This window comes from Vibrio rarus (assembly GCF_024347075.1).
Classification (GTDB): Bacteria; Pseudomonadota; Gammaproteobacteria; order Enterobacterales; family Vibrionaceae; genus Vibrio; species Vibrio rarus.
In genome coordinates this window covers 772,120-793,550 of sequence record NZ_AP024901.1, presented here as the reverse complement: position 1 = coordinate 793,550, position 21,431 = coordinate 772,120, and the positions used below count along the sequence as shown (strand labels likewise).

The following is a 21,431-nucleotide window of genomic DNA, read 5'->3' as shown; positions in this document are numbered from 1 at the left end:
TTTACTTTATTACCCGCACTTAACTTAAATTAATGCGAGTACTATCCCATACCCCATAAAGCTTGCCACAAGAGCAACAATGGGTAACTTCATTTGCTTTAGCAGAAAATATCCCACCAGCACTACCGCAAGATCCTGAGCATCCGCCACGGCACTGACAAAGATAGGCTGATACAAAGCAGCGATAAGTAGCCCCACCACTCCTGCATTGACGCCTTGCAAAGCCGCAGAAACTCTAGGAATAGACGCAAAGGATTGCCAATTGTGTATCACGGAAAGCACCAGTAAAAATCCAGGTAAAAATACCGCTAGTGTGGCAACGAACGCTCCCACTATAGGTTGCTGTGGAAGCAATGCGTAACCAAGGTAAGTGGCAAAAGTAAACATAGGACCCGGTACCGCTTGAGCGGCCGCATACCCTGTTAAAAAGGTATCCGTTGTCAGTTGATCACCAATTAAGTTTTCTAGGAGTGGCAGTACGACGTGTCCCCCACCAAACACCAAAGAACCGGCATAAAAGAAGTCATGAAAAATGTGCAACACTGGAGAAAATCCAGTCACTAATGGACCGAAAAATAACAAGACAACAAAAATGATTAGAGGCAACAATGCCAACTTACGAGGCGAACTCTCTACAACGGGCTTATCACTGGTCGTAAACCACATAGCCCCTAAAGTAGCGCACACAAGCAATGCGCCCATTTGCGCCATAATGCCGCTAAATAACAACATGGCCACCGCAACGAATAAACATAAAGTCACGCGGCGTTTGCTTTGACAAAAGTTTTTATACATTCCGACAATGGCATCAGCCACTACCACCACAGCTAATAACTTTAAGGCGTGAATAATGGCCACAAATAACGATGTTTCCAGCCAATGACTACTGAGCAAAGCCAGCGCTAACATCAATATAATCGATGGTAAGGTAAAGCCTAAAAACGCGGCAAAAGCGCCGCATATGCCGCCTTTTTTATAACCTAGAGCGAAGCCAACTTGGCTTGATCCTGGCCCAGGAAGAAACTGGCTCAAAGCCACTAACTGCGCATACTCATCATCAGATAACCAACGTTTTTGTTCTACAAATGTTTTCCTAAAGTAGCCAATATGCGCTGCAGGGCCACCAAAACTGACCCAACCTAAAGCAAAAAATAGTTTAAAAATAGACAGCATAATACATCACAATAAATGAAACCTGAGCACACCATAAACGACACATATTTATGCTTCAAATTAATAGTATTGATATAAATAATGAATGAGATAGGATTAACGGTTATCACCCGCGGCAGAAATCACCATCAAATGACCAATATTAACTGGAAAGGCATTGATCTTAATTTACTGGTCGCCTTCCAAGCACTACTAAAAAATCGCAGTGTCTCATTGGCGGCTACAGATCTTCATATCAGTCAATCAGCCATGAGCCATAGCCTGTCACGCTTGCGTAAGTTGTTAGCTGATCCTCTATTTACGCGAACGGGTCACGCCATGGAACCGACAGAGAGGGCCTTGTCCATTGCGCCAGATGTGGAACGGGTTTTGTCTCTGATCCAAAATAATATTTTACAACCTGAGGCATTTTGTGCGCATTCTTATACAGGGACTTGTCGTATTGGCATCACTGACTATGCCGAATTTGTCTTCGCACCTCTCATATTCGATGCTCTAACTGAGCAAGCACCTCACGTTAAAGTAAGCTTTACCAATGTAAATCGGCATAATTTCGGTGACGTATTCGAAAAAGAGCGATTAGATTTGGTCATTGGTTGCTTACCTGATATTAACGATCAATTTGACACTCAAACTCTTTATCAAGAGAGTCATGTTTGTCTATTTGATAGCGATGCTACAGGTCTTACCCCTCCGATCAGCATTGAGGAATTTTGTGGCATACCGCACGCTTTAGTCAGCGCCGATGGGAAGTGGCAAACTCAACTGGATAATGAATTGCAAACCCTTGGACAGCAACGAACTGTGCAAGTCATTTCTCGCAATTTTTTAACCATTGGACAGTTATTAAAAGGTCGCAACCTAATATGTATTGTGCCAGAGCGAATGTCACTGATACCCTTTATTTCGCAGGGGCTCACAAGCACAAAACCTGCTATAAACGTCAGTGATTTCACTATCAGTATGGTTTGGAAGAAAAATTCATCAAACAACGATAAACTATTGTGGTTGCTTTCTTTAGTTACAACTGCCGTACAAAAATAATCAGTTCAAGGAACAGATAAACCATGGAACAAACCAAAGTCGAGTGGCTAAACTTTTTTAAATTTACCCAAAACACCATGCTCAACGAAATTATTCTCATCACTACTTTGAGTCTTATTAGTTGGATCGCGTGGAAAATACTTATCGGCCATTTAGAAAACATTGCAGATAAAACTCGAATCGTCTGGGATGACGCTGTATTACACGGAGTTAAAACCCCAGTCAGTACGCTAATTTGGCTTTGGCCAGGAACCGTATCCCTTGGGTTAGTCTTGCAGCGATATTTTAATCATAACTTTGACTGGCTTTCATCTTTAAAAATCATCCTTCTCATCTGCATTGTGGTTTGGGCCTTATCAAGAGTCATCACCAACTTTGAGCATCAAATCCTTGAAAGACAAGGGCGAGATGTCACGACCGTTCAAGCGGTAGCCAAGTTGATTCGCCTAATGGTCATCATCATTGGCATACTCACTGTCATGCAAACCCTAGGACTTAGCCTATCAGGCTTACTTACCTTTGGTGGTGTAGGCGGGTTAATTGCCGGTCTTGCTGCCAAAGATCTTCTGTCTAACTTTTTTGGTGGCATGATGATCTACTTCGACCGACCATTTAAAGTAGGTGACTGGATTCGCTCTCCCGATAGAAGCATTGAAGGAACCGTCGAACGCATTGGCTGGAGAATGACAAAAATTCGCACCTTTGATAAACGACCAATATACGTTCCAAACTCGGTATTTAGTAGCATTGTGGTGGAGAACCCATCACGGATGACCAATCGAAGAATCTATGAAACCATCGGCCTTCGCTACAGCGACTCCGAACAAATGGAAACGATCATAGAACAAGTTCTGCACATGTTAAAAAACCACCCTGACATAGATGCAAATCAAACCCTAATGGTCAACTTTAATACCTTTGGTCAATCCTCTTTAGACTTTTTTGTTTATGCATTTACCAAAACCGTCAACTGGGCAACATTTCACGAAGTAAAACAAGACGTGCTAGTCCAAATAATGCACATCATCCACGCAAATGGCGCAGACGTAGCATTCCCAACTCAAACCCTACAAATCGAGCCCCCCCTCCAAACACACTAACCCCCAGAGCCCTCCCAAGGGCTCCCCCCCTCCCCTCTTATCAAGCCACCCATAATAAAACAAGCAGTTATCCATCTATATCCACTATCTAAAACCCGTTAACTAGTGTTTACCCTCTAAAGGAGGGCTTTCTCACAATTTCCGGCATTTTCTTGCCAAAAGCCCGTTTAACAAACAGCAGAAATCCCCATAGCGAGACTACGGAGTATTAAATGAAGGTAAAGGGAATTAAATTAAAAAAATCTGCTCTAACTTACTTGCAAGTGCCGACAACATGCAGAAAAATGCCGTCGCCGTTTTTGTAAGTGCTCACAGTAACAGGTTAATTCTGCAAGGCTTCCCACAGGGCCGTGGAACAAATGGCCAAACTCAGTAATCAGCTTCAGCCAATTCTCATGGTCAATATTTAGCTTCGTCAGCAGTTGCTCGCTGTGCTCACTGATAGCGCCTCGTTTGTCATGACGAATAATCCGCCCTGTTTCATCCACTAATGCTAAATAGTCATTTAGCGAAAACGCTATGCCTTTGGGCTGATTTTCACGCTCATGGCCTATTAAAGGTAACAAAGATACCGGTTGCTCTCCCTTTAAGGCTGACTGAATACGTTGCTGAATACTCGTGTGATTGGACTGCTCTAAAGATGTGGCGACCTTTGCTCGGATCGGGTTTAAGTCCACATACGCCATACACGTAATAAGTGCCGCATCATCCAGCAGTGCTTGAGATTTAAACCGTCCTTCCCAAAACCGACCTGTGCAGTTATCTTCTTGATTTGCTTGACGTGCAATAGGCTCATTAAGACAACGCATAAACCAACTGATGTCGCATAAGCGACTGCGATAAATCGCAATGGCATGCTTTAGAGATGCGACTTCATTGGCATCAATGACGTCACCACGTACAAATTTTAGCGTCAATTCATCCCCTTTAAACAGTTGATGCCACTGCTCAACAACCTCTCTATCACTCCAATTATTGGCCGTATCGATATCAATGCGTAAGACAACATGTAAGTGATTGGACATGACAGCAAATGCTGCGACATCAATAGCAAATACGGAGTTGAGCTTCACAAGAAGAGAGGCAACCCAATCGCGCCTATGGTCATAACTTTTGCCTGAATAGGGGTCATGACCACAAAGAAAAGCGCGCCTTACCACGCGACTACAACAATGGTAGTAAGGCGTATCTTCAACACTAATTTGAGCTCTGCGAGGTGTGGCCATAGTGGGGCTCCTGCATTTATCACTGCTAATAGTTTAGTTGATGAGACAGAATCGTGCTATTTAGTATGGGTGGCTGGATTATGTGCTGCATTTATCACTGCTAATAGTTTAGTTGATGAGACAGAATCGTGCTATTTAGTATGGGTGGCTGGATTATGTGGGTTTCGGGGGCTTGGTTGAGGGATAAATAGTTACAATAACGTGTGTGACTATGTTTTAATGGCGGGCTATTGGTATGTGTATCACTGTACTGATTGCATGTACTTCATCGCTTTTTAGGAAAATATTTATGTCTGATAACAAAAAGTTTACCGTTCGCACCATTGAAAAACGCAATGGTTGGTGCGCTGAGATTGTTCGCCAAGTTTCATCACGCAGAACGACCGTTTCTAAGCGTGAAATGGGCTTTGAGAGTGAAGCGCAAGCGCAGGCTTGGGGTGAAAAAGAACTCGTCAGTTTTATTCAAAATCAAATTGAACGTAATAAACGAAAAGCAGCCGAGCGCCAAAACCAAGAATAAGCCGCTGAATAAAGGTATTTTGCGTAAAATGTGACTCTTTCATGTCGGGCACATTTACGTAAATATCTTATCCTTATTCTTTTTTGATTAAACGCACAATAATTCTCGCCTGTTGGTCAATCGAACGATGTAGGCTTAAGTGTAAAGTTAATGTGACAAATAGACTCATCATTACAAATATCGCTATCAATATCATGATCTGATATTTTATGGCGACCATAGGTGACGCACCACCTAAAATTTGTCCTGTCATCATTCTTGGTAATGTCACTAATCCGGTGGTTGCCATCGATGCTAAGATAGGCGCAAAAGCCTTTTGCATTGCCACTCTGACAAATGGCAAAGTAGCATAAGAAGGGGATGCGCCTAAAGCTATCGCCGCTTCATATTCAGCCTGCTGCTGCTCGAAAGCACTGTATAAATTTTGTAATGCGACAATATTTCCACTCAAACTATTGCCCAAAAGCATCCCCGCTAAAGGGATCATATATTGCGCATTGTAATACCAATCGTACTAAATAACTGATCATTCTAGCTTGTTAAAATACTCGATAACTGCGTTAGAATTTTTGATTGTAGAATAACGACTTATCGAAAAATTCTGCCTTGTTTTCGAGCATTTTTCCTGCGCTATTTCTGAACACTTACTTAGTGTGATTAGTATAAATCGGTGTCGGTTGAATCACTAACCAACATAAGATGATAACAACTGGCGCTAAACCAACGGTTAAGCCACTAAATACCGGAAAAAACAATGCTCGTCGAGGTAACTTAGCCTTACCGACTATCGCACTGGATCCCACCGTAAGCATCACAGCTATCCAAGCCAAATTTATCCATAAGTTATTGACATGGAAACGAACTCAAGATAAACCCCAACCAGCAATAACTGGACAGCCATTCTCACTACAGCGATAACCATCTCCTGCCCTAATTCCCGTTTATAAAACCGATTAATCACAAAAGGAATAACAAGAAGTAGCGAAAATGCCCCCAAGAGCACGCTATTGATATCATGAGAAGGTTGCATAGTATCAACCGTTTAGAGAAAAAAGTGCGCTACAGATCTTGCCGATTTGATAAAAAATCTTTACCAGCCAACACTCCGATTTCATAGTCACCAAAGATGTCATCTTTATGACTCATCAAACCGCTGCTATTCAATGGGCGCGACGGTGAAATTTCCCAAATATTCACCCCTTCTGGAGGCTGATTCATAAACTCAGCAATACTAGAATGATTCAAATAATGAGAAAAAAGCATTTCCATTGAGCGTGGCGTATGCGCTTTAAGATTGAGCCTTTGTGAATGATGGATCAGCATTTCACTCAACTTATCCATATCTGGCAACCAATTTTTAGGTAATGAGTCCAACGTAGGAAATTGATGCTGCTGTTTTAATTGGCTCACTCGAGTTAAAAACACATCGCTTAGTTGCTTCATCCGGTCATTTTTCGCTAAAGGGCTAAAACGATTAATATAAGGTTCTATTCCTCGAGCCAGTTCTAGCTTTAATTTTTCCAAAGGTTCTGCAGATAACGCCTGCGACTGTGTGGTCTTCGCTTCAATAATGGGTTCTGTTGTAATCACCACCATATTGCATGCGCCGCGTCGATAAGCCTCATGCACAGGGATAGTAGCAGTGACACCGCCATCTACCCACTTAGCGCCATCAATTTCTATCTCTTGATGATATAACATAGGAATGGCACAGGTCGCTCGCAACACGTCATACCAATGCTCAGAAAAAATAGGGTAGTAGTAATCTTTCATCTCCTCAACATGGGTCACACAAGCTAACGCCTGTTTTTCTTGCCCTAAGTTTATTGCTCCTCGTTTAATATCCAGTGGGAATTCACCGCTATGCACAAACTGAAAAGCCCAATCCAGATCCATGGCAACTTGCTTCTTATTAACCAATCTATTGAAATCGAAGAAACGATTGTTGGTGGTGTAATTAAGGATAAAATCTAAACCCAGCCCTGGTTGCTTAGTCACAAAAGATGACACATTTAACGCCCCAGCAGATGTGCCAAGATACAAAGAAAAAGGGTCATATTCGGCAGCAATAAACGTATCCAATACGCCCGCGGCAAACGCCCCTTTTTGTCCTCCTCCTTGCACCACGAGTGAATACTTACCTGTACAATCCCCTTGCATACTTCATTCCCAATTATAAAATCTTCAAACAAAAATACCGAGTGAAGCCAAAGGTTTCAACTCGGTATTCATTTAATGCCAGCCACAACAAGATTGTTATTCAAAACAACGTAGAAAAAACGATCCTTTATTTACCGACACTTGTGGATCTCCCACACAGATTAATGCTGCGCACTGCCCAATTCAAGCAAGGTCGCATTTCCCCCTACAGCGGTAATATTTGTAGAGCACGTGCGTTCAGTTATATAACGAAGCACCAATTTAGGATCTTGCGCTACCGGCATTTTGCTCAGTTGCGTTTCCATAATCAACGGGCAAATGGCCCCTGATTTTACCGCTAAGGCACGATTAACCTGCTGTACTATCCCCAGCTCTCCCACAACCGCAGTGACTCGAATATCATTAGCTAATAACTGTGGGTACTGATCATACTCAATCAAATTCAATACCCCCACAGGTAATGATAAAGCGGCTATAAGGGCCTGTGTTTGCAAAGCGAGTTCACTGTCTTGTACGCACACCAACACCGTATTTCCCGAAAGCAAAGCCACCAGCAACTGTGCATAAAAAGCGTTAGCCACCTCAAGATCAACAGACCGATCAGCAATAATGAGCGCAACCCCGCGACCTGCCGTATACAACTCATTCGTCTCCCCCGTAGGGCCTGGCATTAATTGTGACTCACTCAATAACTGCGCACAGTGTTTATGATGAAAAGCTAACGGTTTCTTTACACCCTGCAAAGGCAATTGATTGGTTGCCGTTTCAATGTATTGATAGCGAGTCGCATAAGGCACTAGATTCCACAGCGCCCACGCCTGTTGCGCTTCTGAAAAACAAATTGATGCATTTTTCATTGTTATACTCCTTGATCATCCGTTTCTGAGAAATGCGACTCTAAAGTCGTGGTAGATGTATGGCGTTCACGACACACATGCTGTGTAAATCGATACAAATAATGAGGACCTCCCGCTTTCGGACCTGTTCCAGAAAGGCCCTGTCCACCAAACGGCTGAACCCCAACCACTGCCCCCACCTGATCTCGATTGATATAACAGTTACCCACGCGAGCATTTTGTTCAATCCAACGATAAGTGGTTTCGTTACGAGAGTGAATCCCCATAGTTAACCCAAAACCGGTGGCATTGATTTTTTCCACCACTTCAGCCAACTCATTAGCACTAAATTGCACAATGTGCATTATTGGACCAAATTGCTCTTCTTCTAATAAGGAAATATCACTGATTTCGATGGCTGTTGGCGCAACAAACACCCCTTTTTGACACTCATCACTGATACTAACTTGCGCAATAACTTTTTCTGTTTTCCGCATTTTTTCAATATGTTGTAAAAGCTTTTGTTGTGCAGCTTCATCAATAACAGGCCCCACATCGGTACTGTGTAAATAAGGCACCCCAACGTTTAACTCTTGCATTGCACCTTGGATCAAAGCCATGATCCTCGGGGCAATGTCTTTTTGTACAAACAAGACACGTAACGCAGAGCAGCGTTGTCCAGCAGAAGCAAACGCACTTCGCACCACATCTCTCACTACCTGCTCAGGCAGAGCGGTAGAATCCACAATCATCGCATTTTGTCCGCCCGTTTCAGCAATAAATGGCACAGGTTGACTATCACGTTCAGCTAAAGACAAATTAATGCGATGTGCCGTTGCCGTTGAACCGGTAAAAGCCACCCCGGCAATGGCAGGATGAGAAGTTAACGCAGCACCCACCTCAGCGCCGCGCCCGGTAACCAGTTGGATAACGTTCGCAGGGAACCCGCACTGCAACATAATTTCAACCGTGCGGGTGGCAATAAGACTCGTTTGTTCTGCAGGTTTAGCAACCACAGTATTCCCTGCCACCAAGGCTGCGGTGATTTGGCCTAAGAAAATAGCTAATGGAAAGTTCCACGGGCTGATACAAACAAACACTCCCTGCCCATGCCGCTCACACCATTGCAAATTTCCATCAAAACCTTGTATTGACTCAGGACCAAGTTCATTAGCCATATCGGCATAGTAACGGCAAAAATCCACCGCCTCACGCACCTCATCAATACAATCGTGGATGGTTTTACCCGCTTCCATATGACATAAAGCGACTAACTCCGGTAAATTCTCCTCAAGCTTATCCGCTAAGGTATACAAGCACTGAGCGCGGCGCGTCAGTGGCGCGTTTCTCCACGTATCCAGACCTGATTGAGCAACAGAGACTGCCTTGGAAACATGATCAAGGTGTGCAAAACTGATCTTACCGACGACTTGCTCACGATCAAACGGGGCAAACACCTTCACAGCCTTGATCATAGTTCCGTCGATAAGCTCGCCATTAATGATCGAACCCCCTACCCACTGCTTACTTAGAAAGCCTTTCACTTGACGGTCAAACGGCTCAAGCTCACTATCTACATCAATATTGATCCCCATCGAGTTAGCTCGCTGGTCAAAAATATGTGGCGGTAATGGAATGTGATCGTTATGCAAGGTGTTATTAGCTAAAAGCGTATCCACCGGATGATGGGTTAATGACTCAACGGGGCAACGGGCATCCACTAATCTATGCACGAAAGAACTGTTGGCACCGTTTTCCAGAAGGCGGCGCACCAAATAAGGAAGAAGATCTTTATGGCTCCCTACAGGAGCATAAATACGCACAGGCTGCGCGTATTTCTCCATTACATGATGATAAAGGGAGTCACCCATGCCATGTAGACGCTGAAACTCGTAATCTGAATGCTCAGCCATTTCAGCAATCGCCGTCACTGTATGAGCATTGTGACTGGCAAATTGAGGGAAAATATTGCCTCGTACTCCTTCGCTTAACAAAAAACGAGCACAAGCCAAGTAAGACATATCAGTGGCTTCTTTACGCGTAAATACAGGGTAGTTAGCGTACCCTCCCTGTTGAGACCATTTAATTTCACTATCCCAATACGCTCCTTTCACCAAACGCAATGGAATGATATCTCCTTGCTCTTTCGCCAACGCATTCACCCATACCAACACTGGCAAACAGCGTTTCGAGTAGGCTTGAATCACTAAACCAAACTTGCCCCAACCTTTTACTTGTTCATTGTTATACACTTTTTCAAATAACTTAAGAGAGAGCTCTAAACGGTCAGCCTCTTCTGCATCAATAGTAATAGCCACATCTAACGCTATTGCCCTAGACAGTAATTTGAGCAAAGTATCATGCAGTTCCGTTAACACACGTTGTTGGTTAGCCACTTCATAGCGCGGATGTAAAGCAGATAATTTAATGGAAATGGATGGCGCTGGGTGATGACACGCTTTTGTAGCGGTTTTCTTAGCCAGGTTATTGCTGCCTACTGACTCTATCGCCAGTAAATAGTCATTAAAATACTTAGCGGCATCGTCAGCGGTTAATGCCGCCTCACCCAACATATCAAAAGAGTGAGTAAAGCCTTGCTTGCGTAATGCCGCGCCGTTTTTTTGCGCCTCTACAATATTGCGCCCTAACACAAACTGATGCCCCATCACCTTCATAGCCTGATGCATTGCCTTGCGGATCACCGGTTCTGACATTTTATTCATTAACGTTGAGATAGCAGAACTCGGACTGGTTGTTTCAGTTTTGTTAATGCCCACTACTTTACCAGTCAGCATCAACCCCCACGTAGAGGCATTAACAAATACGGAATCCGACTGGCTTAAATGGGACTTCCAATCTGCAACGGTTAGCTTATCTTTTATTAAGGCATCGGCCGTTTCAGTATCAGGAATTCGCATCAGTGCTTCTGCTAAACACATCAATAAAATCCCTTCTTGGGTATCTAAACTGTATTCTAGCAGTAATGCATCTATCATCTGAATTGACCGCTTATCCTTACGAATAGCTTCAATTAACCACGTAGTTTGCCTTTTTATGCGTTCTTTCTCTGCTTTTGAAGGCGTCGCTAATTCTAACAATTCATTTAACCAGCTCGACTCATCTACCATATACATAGGAGAAATATTCGACCATAAAACGTCTTTAGGTTGATTAATGAAGTCGGAACTTAAAACACTAGATGCCGTAAACATTGCTTTTCCTCAGCTCTATAAAAACCGCCATTTATTTGCCCACAATCCTACATAGCGGCACAAGGCAAAGCAAAGAATTAGAAAACCTAAATAAGAGAATTGTGATTACAAGCACCCAACAATAACATTAAAATAATTTAACAATTAAATTTAATATCTAGACACCCTCTGTAGCAGACTATAGAATCCCTTTCGCTGGTGTCATGAAACCCGAGGTTTCAGACTTAAAAGGGAATTTGGTGTGAATCCAAAGCTGACGCGCAACGGTATTTGAGAGCAAACTTTACGCTACTCATCAGTCCGATTACCTGCCAGTAAGAAAGAGCGTCAATATAGGCGCCTTTATCACTACGCGTATTAGGACTTAACATGAAAAAAACACTTGTAGCGACAGCGATCTTTGCGCTGTACTCGCCAACCATTCTTGCCCAACAGGTTGATTCAGCAGACGTTGATGAAACTATGGTCGTCACAGCAAACCGTTTTGCACAGCCAATATCGTCCACTCTAGCCAATATCAGTGTCATTGAACGTCAAGATATCGAAGCGATTCAAGCCGATAGTGCTCTAGACGTCCTCAAGACACTACCGGGTGTAGAGGTGAGACAATTAGGCACAAAAGGCAATGCCACTAGTATCTACTTACGCGGTGCTACTTCTGCTCAAACTCTTATTCTTGTCGACGGCGTACGAATCAACTCGCCAACATCAGGTGGCGGTTCAATCGGTTTAATACCAGCATTTGCCATTGAGAAAATTGAAGTGCTGCGAGGACCAAAGGCGTCAGTGTACGGCGCTGATGCGGTAGGTGGCGTAATCAGCATCACTACCGTACCTCAAGATAACGTGCATGAAGTCTCATTGACGGGCGGCAGTAACTACTACCATTCTGAAGGTTTCCGTAGTTCTGGAGAAATAAGTGAAAGCACTCGAGGCTCATTTGTTGTAAATAATGAAGCTTCTAAAGGCTATGCCATCTCCACCTTATCTCCAAAAGGTGAAGATTATGGCTATAAATCTCAAGTGGTGTTTGGCTCCCTACAACATGATATTTCTGATAACTGGAGCGCGAACTTCTCTGGTTACAACCAAAACAGTAGCAGCGAGTTTCTCACCTCCACATCAAAAGACGAAACAGCCGTAGATTTTTACTCTGTAACCGGTGGTCTTAATTTCACCCTTGATGCTTTTCAGTCCTCACTGCAAATCAGTCGCAGCAATGATGCGCAAGGCACTCGAGATGCGGCTAAGACTCGCGCAGAGGCAACGTTAGAAGCTCAGCGAAATACGGTGTCTTGGATTAACTCCTATCAAATTAATTCCCTTTTAAATGTGACTGGTGGTCTTGATTACTATCAAGAAGACGTTAACCGTGGTGGCTCAAATACCACTAACTATGCAAAAGCAGATAGAAATAACCGAGGTATTTTTGCCACAAGTTCACTGAACTTAGACCCTGTGATTATCGAAGCGAGCATCCGCAATGACGACGACAGCTCCTATGGCAGTAACACCACTTGGAACTTGGCCGCTGGGGTAAATATATTTGATGTTGTCACGGCATCATTAAGCCATGGCACAGCCTATAGAGCTCCGACATTTAATGACCTTTACTGGCCTGCCGACCCTTATTCATCTGGAAATCCGAACCTAAAACCAGAAACGTCTGAATCGACAGAATTTACTCTACAAGGTTTTCAAACTTGGTCCTCATGGAATATTTCCTTATATAAAACCAACATTAAAGACATGATTGCTTGGGCTCCAAGCGCATCAGGCCTTTGGCAACCCACTAACATAGATAAAGCAGAGATAAAAGGTATAGAAGCCAGTATTGAGTTCGATACTTGGTTGATACACCACACCGTTTCTGGGGATTGGAAAGATCCAAAAAACAAACAAACGGGCTTTCAGTTAGCAGACCGTGCAAAGCAAAATTACTCTTGGATTGGTACGGCTAATTGGCAAGATCTGCAAACATCATTGATAGCAAACTATGTGGGTGAACGCCCTGAAAGCTCAGCAGCATCGCCTAACATGATGGACGCTTACATCACTGTAGACTTGGCACTAAAATACAGCTTTACCGATAATCTAGATGCAAGATTCAAAGTAAATAACTTGCTTGATGAAGATTATGAGACAGCTAAAGACACTAACTCGTTTAGCACTGATGAGTATTTCAAAGGCGCAGAACGTAGCTACTACGCAGGTATTGATTACCGCTTCTAATACTGAGCGTAATAAAACTGTCTTAGCCAATAAACAAAACCCGACTCTCTTACTAGTCGGGTTTTTTATTCAATCTCACTTTGCTTCCAATAGCGATACCAATCACACTAAGTAAGTGATCAGAAATAGCGCAGGAAAATGCTCAAAAACAAGGCGAAATTTTTCAATAAGTCGTTATTCTACAATCAAAAATTTTAACGCAGTTATCGAGTATGTTAACAAGCTAGAATGACCCGTTATTCAGTACGATTGATATGAGTCGCAACTACGCGTTCTTAAACTCAAGTAAAGCATTTAATGCCGTTTCTGCTTTAGCCACAGGAACAAAAATATGATCGTGATAGAAAGCGGCAATCACATTAGCACTAATCCCCTTTTCAGCAAGTTTAGTAGAAACCGCGGCCGTTAGACCCACAGCTTCAAGGCTGGAATGCACCGTTAAAATAATCTGCTTAAAGCATCCATCAAATGCTAAGTCATGCGCCTGTGCATCACGCTTATCTAACACCAATGTCAGCCCTTCAGGTTCAATGAAAGTTGCAATAGGATTCAACGCCGTAAACTCGGCCATTTTTCCTTGCACCGTACAAAATACATATTCAGTATCTTTTAGTTGTGGCTCCATTGATGTCAATAGTTCAGATAGCTCAGTAATACCTGACATATATTTCTCCTCTTTCGTTCTTCATTAATGTTTACAGTGTAAATTATGGCGCAAGACGCTCAATGTCCCACCCTTGTTCTTCATCGGCACGGGTATAAATAAACCTATCATGCAAGCGGTTTGCTCCCCCTTGCCAAAACTCAATAGACTCTATTTTAATGCGGTAGCCTCCCCAAAAAGAAGGTACTGGAATTTCTCCGTCAGCAAATTTTTTCTTCAATTCTAAAAACTTGCCTTCTAAAATCCCACGAGCAGAAATACGCGAACTTTGCTTGCTGGCGATAGCCGCTAATTGACTCTCTTTAGGGCGAGAAGTGAAATATTTAAAGTTTTCAGCGGCAGTAAGCTTTTCAGCAACACCGGTTACATGAACTTGTCGTTCCAATGGATGCCAAGGAAAATGCAAGCTAATGCGATTGTTCTGTTTAAGATGAATCGCTTTACGACTGCCAAGGTTGGTATAAAACACAAAGCCACGTTCATCTAATGTTTTTAACAACACAATGCGCTGATACGGCTGACCGCGATCATCAACTGTAGCCACTGTCATTGCAGTAGGATCCGTTAAGTTAGCTTCTATTGCTTGCTCTAACCATATATTGAACTGCTGTACAGGATTGTCTTGCAAATCCTTGCGGCGTAAACCACCTAGCATGTAATCACGGCGAATATCCGTTAACTTCATTTGTTAATACCCTTAAATCACGTTTATCAAATATTGCGCGTCAACGTAAAATAACTCAAGAAGGATTTGATCATATTACCGATCAAACTGAATCAATCGCTAATTTATTCATCGCTTTTTCCCTTACTAGGCAACCGTTGCAGTTTATGTTCCTTAAATATTTAAAATTCAAGTGCCTACATCACTATTTACCTCAAAAAATTAAAACAATATCACTACATTTACTTAACATTACTCTCGGTTCAACATAGTATAAGTAGACCTAATGGCGATAAATATTAGCGTTAGGTAACTCACTCCCTCGTTCACTCAATGTGCAAATGGATGGCCTATGAGTCAAGAGAAACTAAAAAATCTTGGTCGCACCGAATTAGAGTATGTGGATGATAAAACTGCAGCTCTGCTTTTAAATACCCCTTCGAATGCTCGGCTACTGCTGTGGTTCGTCTTGCTCTTTTTTGCTTGTGCTATCGCTTGGGCAAATTGGGCAGAAATCGATAAAGTCACTATCGGCAACGGCAAAGTTATCCCTTCTAGCCAAGTACAAGTAGTGCAGAATCTTGAAGGGGGACTGGTTAAGCAAATTTTAGTACGTGAAGGAGAAAAAGTAACTCAAGGGCAGCAGTTACTGCTTATTGATGACACCCGTTTCCGCTCAGATTTTCGCGAACGTGAACAACAAGTTTACAATCTAACGGCTAAAGTTTTGCAACTTTCCGCTTCCGTCGCCAGTATCGAAGTCAAAGAGAACGTAACCATTGGCAACTGGCGTAATAGTGTCATCATTCATAATGATAAACTGGTTTACCCGGTAAAATTTACTGAAAATCAACCTAAACTCGCCGCCAGACAACGCGCGGAATATCGACAAGATATCAATAACTTAAAAAATCAAATTAGAGTACTGGATCAAAGAGTTGAGCAAAAAATTCAAGATCTTAATGAGATCCGTGGTCGTATATCCAATTTACAGCAAGGGTACGACTTTGCTAAAAACGAATACGATCTCATGGCACCTTTAGCCGAAGAAGGCATCGTCCCTAAGATTGAGTTCATAAAGTTAAAACGTCAACTCAATGACACTAAAAGGGAATTAGACTCAGCCAGAGGACAAGTTCCTGTAATTAATGCGGCGATTAGAGAAAAGCTACTCAGCCGCGTGGATGCCGCTCTTAATTTTCGCTCTGAACAACAAGAAAAACTTAACCTCAGCCAAGATGAATTGTCCTCTATTACCCAAAGTACCATTGGTTTAGAAGATAGAGTTAGCCGCACCATAGTCACCTCTCCTGTAACAGGTACCATAAAAACACTTTATACCAACACTGTTGGGGGCGTTATTCAGCCTGGTATGGATCTTATCGAAATCGTACCTAGTGAAGATAAGTTAGTTGTTGAAGCAGAAATAGCCCCACAAGACATTGCTTTCCTGCGTCCTGGCTTACCTGCCATAGTTAAATTTAGCGCTTATGACTTTACTAAATATGGCGGCCTCAACGGCACCGTTAACCATATCAGTGCCGATACCATTCAAGATGAAGAAGGTAACAGCTTTTATTTAGTGCGAATTCATACCGAACAAACGGAGTTTGGCTCTGAAGGACAACTGCCTATCATCCCTGGAATGACGGCATCCGTAGATATCATTACCGGAAAACGCACTGTATTGGATTATTTGCTTAAACCGGTACTCAGCGTTAAAGGAAAGGCATTACGTGAATAAGTTCACGCTACAAGCACAATTTACGAAAGCATGATCAAGGTGGCATTCATTGCCATGTTAACCATAGCCCATTAAGTAAAACATGCTTTGTTTAAGACAATATCTCTATCTAAATTTAAACAGCCACAAATAATTATTATAAATAACAAGGCGTTGCCAAGGATGACAATCAATGAAAGACTCATTACTTCACTCCCTGATTTATGTCAGTCGCTACTATGGTCTGTCAAACTCTCCTCAAGCACTTATCAATGGATTGCCTTTACCGGATGGAAAACTCACACCTATTCTTTTTCCTAGAGCAGCAGAAAGAGCCGGTTTAGTCGCAAAAGAACAATCCGCGTCTTTAAACCAAGTATCGGATCTGGTTTTGCCCGCCATATTGTTAACCGGTGAAGATGAAGCTTGCGTATTACTGAGTATCAACACAGACACAGGCCAAGCAGAAATTGTCAGCCCCAAAAATGGCTTTGTTGCTACCACCATTTCACTGCAAGAATTAACAGTGGAATACAGTGGTCGCTATTTTTTAATCAAAAAACAATTTCGCTATGATCAACGCTCCCCTGAAATTTTAAAAACACGCAGTGGTCATTGGTTTTGGGGGACATTGAAAGAGTCGCGCTCCATTTATCGCGATGTACTGATTGCTTCCATATTGATCAACATCTTTGCTATAGCAACACCGCTGTTTACACGAATTGTCTACGACAAAGTCGTGCCTAACTTAGCGTTTGAGTCCTTATGGGTGCTCGCTAGTGGCATTGTCGTTATCTTTATTTTTGATTTATTACTTAAATCTTTGCGCAGCTATTTTATTGATGTGGCAGGTAAAAAGTCTGACATTATTATTTCATCTAAACTGTTTAGCAAAGTGATGGGCATTCGCATGGAGGCTCGCCCTCCTTCTGTAGGCGCATTTGCAAGGCATCTGCAAGAGTTTGAATCCATTAGAGAATTTTTTACCTCTGCCACCATTGCCGCACTTATTGACCTACCCTTTGCTTTATTGTTTTTATTTGTCATTTGGCTTATAGCTGGCAACGTTGTGTTAGTACCTATAGTGTGTGTTTCGCTACTGATATTGCATTCTTTGCTGATTCAGCGCCCGTTAAGAAACAGTATTGAAGAAGGCTCTCGTTTAGCATCACAAAAATACGCCAACTTAATAGAAAGCCTGGCAGGCTTAGAGTCTTTAAAAATATTTGGTGCACAGAGCCAGTTTCAGTACCGCTGGGAAGAAGCGGTGGCGCACATGGCCAATTGGAATATTAAAAGCCGTCGCATTACTGATAGCGTGCAAAACTCAGCAGGCTTTTTACAACAAACCTCTAATATTGGGATGTTGATTATGGGGGTCTACCTTATTTCTGAAGGTGAGTTAACCATGGGTGGCTTAATAGCGGCCACCATGCTCAGTGGCCGAGCGATAGGTCCTTTGGTGCAAGTGGCATTGCTTTCCACTCGTTACAACCAAGCCAAGTCGTCCATGACCATTATTGAGCAAGTGATGAACATGCCTGATGAACAAGAAGAAAATAAGCGCTATATCCACAGACCCGTTATACAAGGAAAGATAGAACTCGATAACGTCACCTTTAGCTACCCTGACGCCCCCGTAACCTCTATTCGCGATCTTAACCTCACTATTCGTCCTGGGGAGAAAGTTGCTATTATTGGACGTATCGGCTCAGGTAAAACCACCCTTGAACGTTTAATTATGGGCCTTTATAAACCGACAGAAGGGCATGTACGCATTGATGACACTGATATACAACAATTACATCATAGCGATATACGAACCAACATAGGCTGTGTTCCGCAGGACATCACCTTATTTTATGGTTCTATACGCGACAACATTACCCTTGGTAAACAATTAGCTGAAGATAATGAAATCATGTTGGCGGCGCAACGGGCAGGCGTGACAGAGTTTACAATGAAAGACCCAGCAGGATTAGAAAGGCAAGTGGGTGAAGGCGGGCAATTGCTCTCTGGTGGACAACGGCAAGCGGTGGCAGTGGCTAGAGCCTTATTGGGTCGCCCTCCGGTTTTACTGCTCGATGAGCCAACCAGTGCTATGGATAATCGAGCAGAAGCTTTATTTAAAAATGAGTTAAAACAATTATCAAAAGAGGAAACCTTGATTCTCATTACTCATAAAACATCTATGCTTGAGGTAGTGGATCGCCTTATTGTGATGAGTGCTGGCACAATCGTTGCCGATGGGCCAAAAGAAAAGGTGATGGCGGAGCTAAAAAAAGGCAACCTAAAGAGTGTGAACCAATAGCTATTTACAGTGTAAATTATAGCAATCGAACTAAATAACGGGTCATTCTAGCTTGTTAACATACTCGATAACTGCGTTAGAATTTTTAATTGTAGAATAACGACTTATCGGAAAATGCTCCCTTTTTTTGAGCATTTTTCCTGATCACTGACTTAGTATGATAGGCATTAAAAAAAAGGGCCGTGAAATCCACGGCCCTTCTATAAATCTCTGACAATTTACAGTGTAAATTGCCCTTCCTCAGCAAACACCTCAATTTACAGTGTAAATTAGCGATGCAGAAGATGCTCTATAATCAGTGTCTTGTAATGGCTCTCCGCTTGTTTGCGACCAGTAAATCCATAACTGCGACAAATAGTGGCCCAAGTTTGTTTTTTTATACATAGATCAGCTATCAAATTCACCTTTGATAAATCAACATGTTTAATGTGCCTAAGTAATAGTTGCTGCACCCAAATACGTGTCCCTTCAAAACTTGCCCCGCCTAAAGTGTAATTAGACACTAAACGATACAATCGCTGCTCGTCACACAATGAGACGGTTGCGCGAGGTTGTAATAGCGCAAGTAACACGGGCGTGACAAGAGGTTGGTGAGCATCACTGGCGGTATCAATAAGAGTGTCAATTAACTGGACTTTGGCCTGTTTTGACCAGTGTTGATGCGACTCTTTAGCACCTAAAGTTTTAATCATGGTGAGAGAAAAACAGCCACTGGCTTGATCTTGCTTTGCTCCTAGTCTTACGGAGGAAAACGAATTGCTGAGCCAAAAATGCAGTAATTGCTCGGTTACGCCAAAGCAGGTAGAAATATAAGCCACTTGCTTGTGCAGTCGTTGGCACAGTTGCTCTAGCATCAAGTGGCCAATGCCTTGCCCTTGACAGTCGGGATGAACGGCAATGCGCATCACTCTTAAGCTGGGTTCAACAGCAGGACGGTTATCAGCAAGGTGATGAGTTAACGACACTGGCACTAAGTGCCCAGCGGGCCTTCTACGGCCTAACTGAATGTCATCTAATAACGACTCTGCTAGGCCACCTTCTAAGTAACCTAACACCACCCCAATAACTCGCTGATCTTGTACAACTTGATACAAGGCCGCTTTAGGGTCATCAAGGAGCTGAAATAAGTCGTTCGGCGACGTTTGATAATGAGCGGTGACCAACAAACCAAACGCCTGTCGCAGTGCTGGGGACGGTCGTTCAATATTATCCAGTTGCAGCTTTTCGAGCTGTAAGGATGTCAACGGTGGTAACGTTACAGGTTCAACCTCCGCATTAAGTAAAAACGTATCAAATAACCATGCTTCCAATGGATCCCCTCGGTTCCAACGAATCGGTTGCGTTAACTGTAATGATTGCCAGCCGGGTCGATGTTGATTTAGCCAAGGGGAAAATTTAATGCTAAACCCACGACCGCACCCTTCATATCCGTGCACCGTAGTGGCAAAACACGCTCGGTGATAACGTTCAACCATGCCTTGTAATAAAGGTAACGGAATAGCAGCGGCTTCATCTACCAACAATAAATCGCAATGAGGTTGTTCGTTGAGTAACTCGTCTGGGGCAATAAAACGCAGGCATCCCCCAGTCTCGGAAGTAATTACATAACCTTGCTGTGCTGGTAAATGTAATTGCTGACGCGCATGTTCAAACAGCGTCTTCACCGCTTGTGTACTTGGCGCGGTGACTAATAAGGTTTTATCTGTGTGTGAAATGATTTGCGCGGCAGCGATACCTAGCGCTGTGGATTTACCGCGCCCTCTATCAGCGGTAATCACCAAAGGGCGCTTTCTATGTCCTGTTAACACCTTTTGTACCGCCTCTATGGCTTGGCGCTGTTCAGTAAAGGGATCAATGTTATGACCCTCAAACTTAGCCGCGTCAAATAATCCACAAGGGCCATGCTGTTGTATTTGATGAAAAGATTGAAAGGCAGTTTGCAACCAAAGATCAGATGTACTGTTAGGTAAAGTGCGCGGTAAAACAATCAGTAAAGCACCGCCTTTTAGCGTGCCACAAATAGCGGTAAAACCATTGGCATCAAAAGGGGCATTCAAGTCCGCAATAATAATATCGGACTCTTGACCTAACTTCTGACGAGCTTGCTTGAAAGTAAGGCTTTGAGTAAAAGGCAAGTCTAACTTATCCCTGTCACCCTCATATGGGTCCCTTGCCGTTAATAGAATGCCATTATGGTACTGGTGCAACGCACCAAGGCTTTGTAATACCTGACTTTGCCATTGACGCTCTCCTTCTAATACGACGGCAACACGGTGCTGCGTAGAACGAGCTTGCTGTTGTAAAGCGAGCAGTTGCTGAACATGAATATGAAATGGCAAAACAATCACCTAAGCTACCAATATGATTGGCATAGAATAGCAGAATCTAGAGCATTATTAATGGCAATCGTAGTCCGTCTCCAATCGGTCTAACGCATTAAAACACTTGAAAACCGCGTTGACGTTTTTAATTGTCTAACCAAACATATTCGCCTTGCTGTCAAACGTTTATCCAGCGCTATTGGGTTATTGTTGGGCACTTACTTATGATGATGGGATAACAGCGC

At 43.0% G+C, this 21,431-nt stretch carries 13 protein-coding genes, 3 pseudogenes and 1 riboswitch; of the genes and pseudogenes, 6 read left to right on the top strand and 10 right to left on the bottom strand.

The genetic code is table 11. From position 1 onward, the window contains the following. Nucleotides 1-24: 24 nt before the first annotated feature. A complete protein-coding gene (gene chrA / locus OCU56_RS16540) occupies nt 25-1,173 on the bottom strand; it encodes a chromate efflux transporter (protein ID WP_261875035.1) in 1,149 nt (382 codons plus the stop codon). Nucleotides 1,174-1,254: 81 nt separating this feature from the next. Here chrA and OCU56_RS16535 point away from each other — a divergent pair, with 81 nt between their 5' ends. Together OCU56_RS16535 and OCU56_RS16530 are read left to right on the top strand one after the other, a co-directional pair. After that, a complete protein-coding gene (locus tag OCU56_RS16535; protein ID WP_261875034.1) occupies nt 1,255-2,217 on the top strand; it encodes a LysR family transcriptional regulator in 963 nt (320 codons plus the stop codon). A 23-nt stretch (nt 2,218-2,240) separates the two neighbouring features. After that, on the top strand, nt 2,241-3,317 hold the full coding sequence (locus tag OCU56_RS16530; RefSeq protein WP_261875033.1) for a mechanosensitive ion channel family protein: 1,077 nt from the start codon (nt 2,241-2,243) through the stop codon (nt 3,315-3,317). Nucleotides 3,318-3,565: 248 nt separating this feature from the next. Here OCU56_RS16530 and OCU56_RS16525 read toward each other — a convergent pair whose 3' ends face one another. Then, complete coding sequence (locus OCU56_RS16525; protein ID WP_261875032.1) at nt 3,566-4,543, bottom strand: transposase; 978 nt, start codon at nt 4,541-4,543, stop codon at nt 3,566-3,568. A 289-nt stretch (nt 4,544-4,832) separates the two neighbouring features. On the opposite strand from OCU56_RS16525, the pseudogene OCU56_RS16520 reads away from it, so the two are divergent. After that, nucleotides 4,833-5,060 (top strand): annotated as a pseudogene (locus OCU56_RS16520) (DUF3622 domain-containing protein); the annotation flags it as partial. A 76-nt stretch (nt 5,061-5,136) separates the two neighbouring features. On the opposite strand, the pseudogene OCU56_RS16515 reads toward OCU56_RS16520, so the two are convergent. The 5 genes and pseudogenes from OCU56_RS16515 to putA form a co-directional block, all read right to left on the bottom strand. Further along, nucleotides 5,137-5,565 (bottom strand): annotated as a pseudogene (locus OCU56_RS16515) (ABC transporter permease); the annotation flags it as partial. A 142-nt stretch (nt 5,566-5,707) separates the two neighbouring features. After that, a pseudogene (locus tag OCU56_RS16510) lies at nt 5,708-6,093 on the bottom strand (ABC transporter permease). Between the two features lie 29 nt (nt 6,094-6,122). Continuing rightward, nucleotides 6,123-7,223 carry a patatin family protein gene (locus tag OCU56_RS16505; protein WP_261875031.1) on the bottom strand — a complete coding sequence of 367 codons (1,101 nt, stop codon included), beginning with the start codon at nt 7,221-7,223 and terminating at the stop codon, nt 6,123-6,125. Between the two features lie 161 nt (nt 7,224-7,384). Beyond that, complete coding sequence (locus tag OCU56_RS16500) at nt 7,385-8,080, bottom strand: hypothetical protein (RefSeq protein ID WP_261875030.1); 696 nt, start codon at nt 8,078-8,080, stop codon at nt 7,385-7,387. Between the two features lie 2 nt (nt 8,081-8,082). Then, a complete protein-coding gene (gene putA / locus OCU56_RS16495) occupies nt 8,083-11,271 on the bottom strand; it encodes a bifunctional proline dehydrogenase/L-glutamate gamma-semialdehyde dehydrogenase PutA (protein ID WP_261875029.1) in 3,189 nt (1,062 codons plus the stop codon). Between the two features lie 179 nt (nt 11,272-11,450). Further along, a riboswitch (cobalamin riboswitch) is annotated at nt 11,451-11,601 on the top strand. A 39-nt stretch (nt 11,602-11,640) separates the two neighbouring features. Here putA and OCU56_RS16490 point away from each other — a divergent pair. Continuing rightward, nucleotides 11,641-13,503 carry a TonB-dependent receptor domain-containing protein gene (locus OCU56_RS16490; protein ID WP_261875028.1) on the top strand — a complete coding sequence of 621 codons (1,863 nt, stop codon included), beginning with the start codon at nt 11,641-11,643 and terminating at the stop codon, nt 13,501-13,503. Between the two features lie 265 nt (nt 13,504-13,768). Here OCU56_RS16490 and OCU56_RS16485 read toward each other — a convergent pair whose 3' ends face one another. Both OCU56_RS16485 and pdxH read right to left on the bottom strand, forming a co-directional pair. Next, nucleotides 13,769-14,167, bottom strand: coding sequence for an ACT domain-containing protein (locus tag OCU56_RS16485; RefSeq protein WP_261875027.1), 399 nt, complete (start codon nt 14,165-14,167; stop codon nt 13,769-13,771). Between the two features lie 43 nt (nt 14,168-14,210). Further along, complete coding sequence (gene pdxH / locus OCU56_RS16480) at nt 14,211-14,852, bottom strand: pyridoxamine 5'-phosphate oxidase (protein WP_261875026.1); 642 nt, start codon at nt 14,850-14,852, stop codon at nt 14,211-14,213. 331 nt (nt 14,853-15,183) lie between these two features. On the opposite strand from pdxH, the gene OCU56_RS16475 reads away from it, so the two are divergent. Both OCU56_RS16475 and OCU56_RS16470 read left to right on the top strand, forming a co-directional pair. Continuing rightward, nucleotides 15,184-16,575: an HlyD family type I secretion periplasmic adaptor subunit gene (locus OCU56_RS16475; RefSeq protein WP_261875025.1), complete on the top strand. Its 1,392-nt coding sequence runs from the start codon at nt 15,184-15,186 to the stop codon at nt 16,573-16,575. Between the two features lie 172 nt (nt 16,576-16,747). Then, nucleotides 16,748-18,865, top strand: coding sequence for a type I secretion system permease/ATPase (locus OCU56_RS16470; protein WP_261875024.1), 2,118 nt, complete (start codon nt 16,748-16,750; stop codon nt 18,863-18,865). A gap of 269 nt (nt 18,866-19,134) precedes the next feature. Here the strand turns inward: OCU56_RS16470 and OCU56_RS16465 are convergent, their stop codons facing one another. Beyond that, nucleotides 19,135-21,204: a GNAT family N-acetyltransferase gene (locus OCU56_RS16465; protein ID WP_261875023.1), complete on the bottom strand. Its 2,070-nt coding sequence runs from the start codon at nt 21,202-21,204 to the stop codon at nt 19,135-19,137. Between the last annotated feature and the right edge of the window lie 227 nt (nt 21,205-21,431).

Coding starts and splice junctions, on each gene's coding strand:
- chrA (WP_261875035.1), bottom strand. CDS start 1,173: ATGCTGTCTATTTTTAAACTATTTTTTGCTTTAGGTTGGGTCAGTTTT.
- OCU56_RS16535 (WP_261875034.1), top strand. CDS start 1,255: ATGAATGAGATAGGATTAACGGTTATCACCCGCGGCAGAAATCACCAT.
- OCU56_RS16530 (WP_261875033.1), top strand. CDS start 2,241: ATGGAACAAACCAAAGTCGAGTGGCTAAACTTTTTTAAATTTACCCAA.
- OCU56_RS16525 (WP_261875032.1), bottom strand. CDS start 4,543: ATGGCCACACCTCGCAGAGCTCAAATTAGTGTTGAAGATACGCCTTAC.
- OCU56_RS16505 (WP_261875031.1), bottom strand. CDS start 7,223: ATGCAAGGGGATTGTACAGGTAAGTATTCACTCGTGGTGCAAGGAGGA.
- OCU56_RS16500 (WP_261875030.1), bottom strand. CDS start 8,080: ATGAAAAATGCATCAATTTGTTTTTCAGAAGCGCAACAGGCGTGGGCG.
- putA (WP_261875029.1), bottom strand. CDS start 11,271: ATGTTTACGGCATCTAGTGTTTTAAGTTCCGACTTCATTAATCAACCT.
- OCU56_RS16490 (WP_261875028.1), top strand. CDS start 11,641: ATGAAAAAAACACTTGTAGCGACAGCGATCTTTGCGCTGTACTCGCCA.
- OCU56_RS16485 (WP_261875027.1), bottom strand. CDS start 14,167: ATGTCAGGTATTACTGAGCTATCTGAACTATTGACATCAATGGAGCCA.
- pdxH (WP_261875026.1), bottom strand. CDS start 14,852: ATGAAGTTAACGGATATTCGCCGTGATTACATGCTAGGTGGTTTACGC.
- OCU56_RS16475 (WP_261875025.1), top strand. CDS start 15,184: ATGAGTCAAGAGAAACTAAAAAATCTTGGTCGCACCGAATTAGAGTAT.
- OCU56_RS16470 (WP_261875024.1), top strand. CDS start 16,748: ATGAAAGACTCATTACTTCACTCCCTGATTTATGTCAGTCGCTACTAT.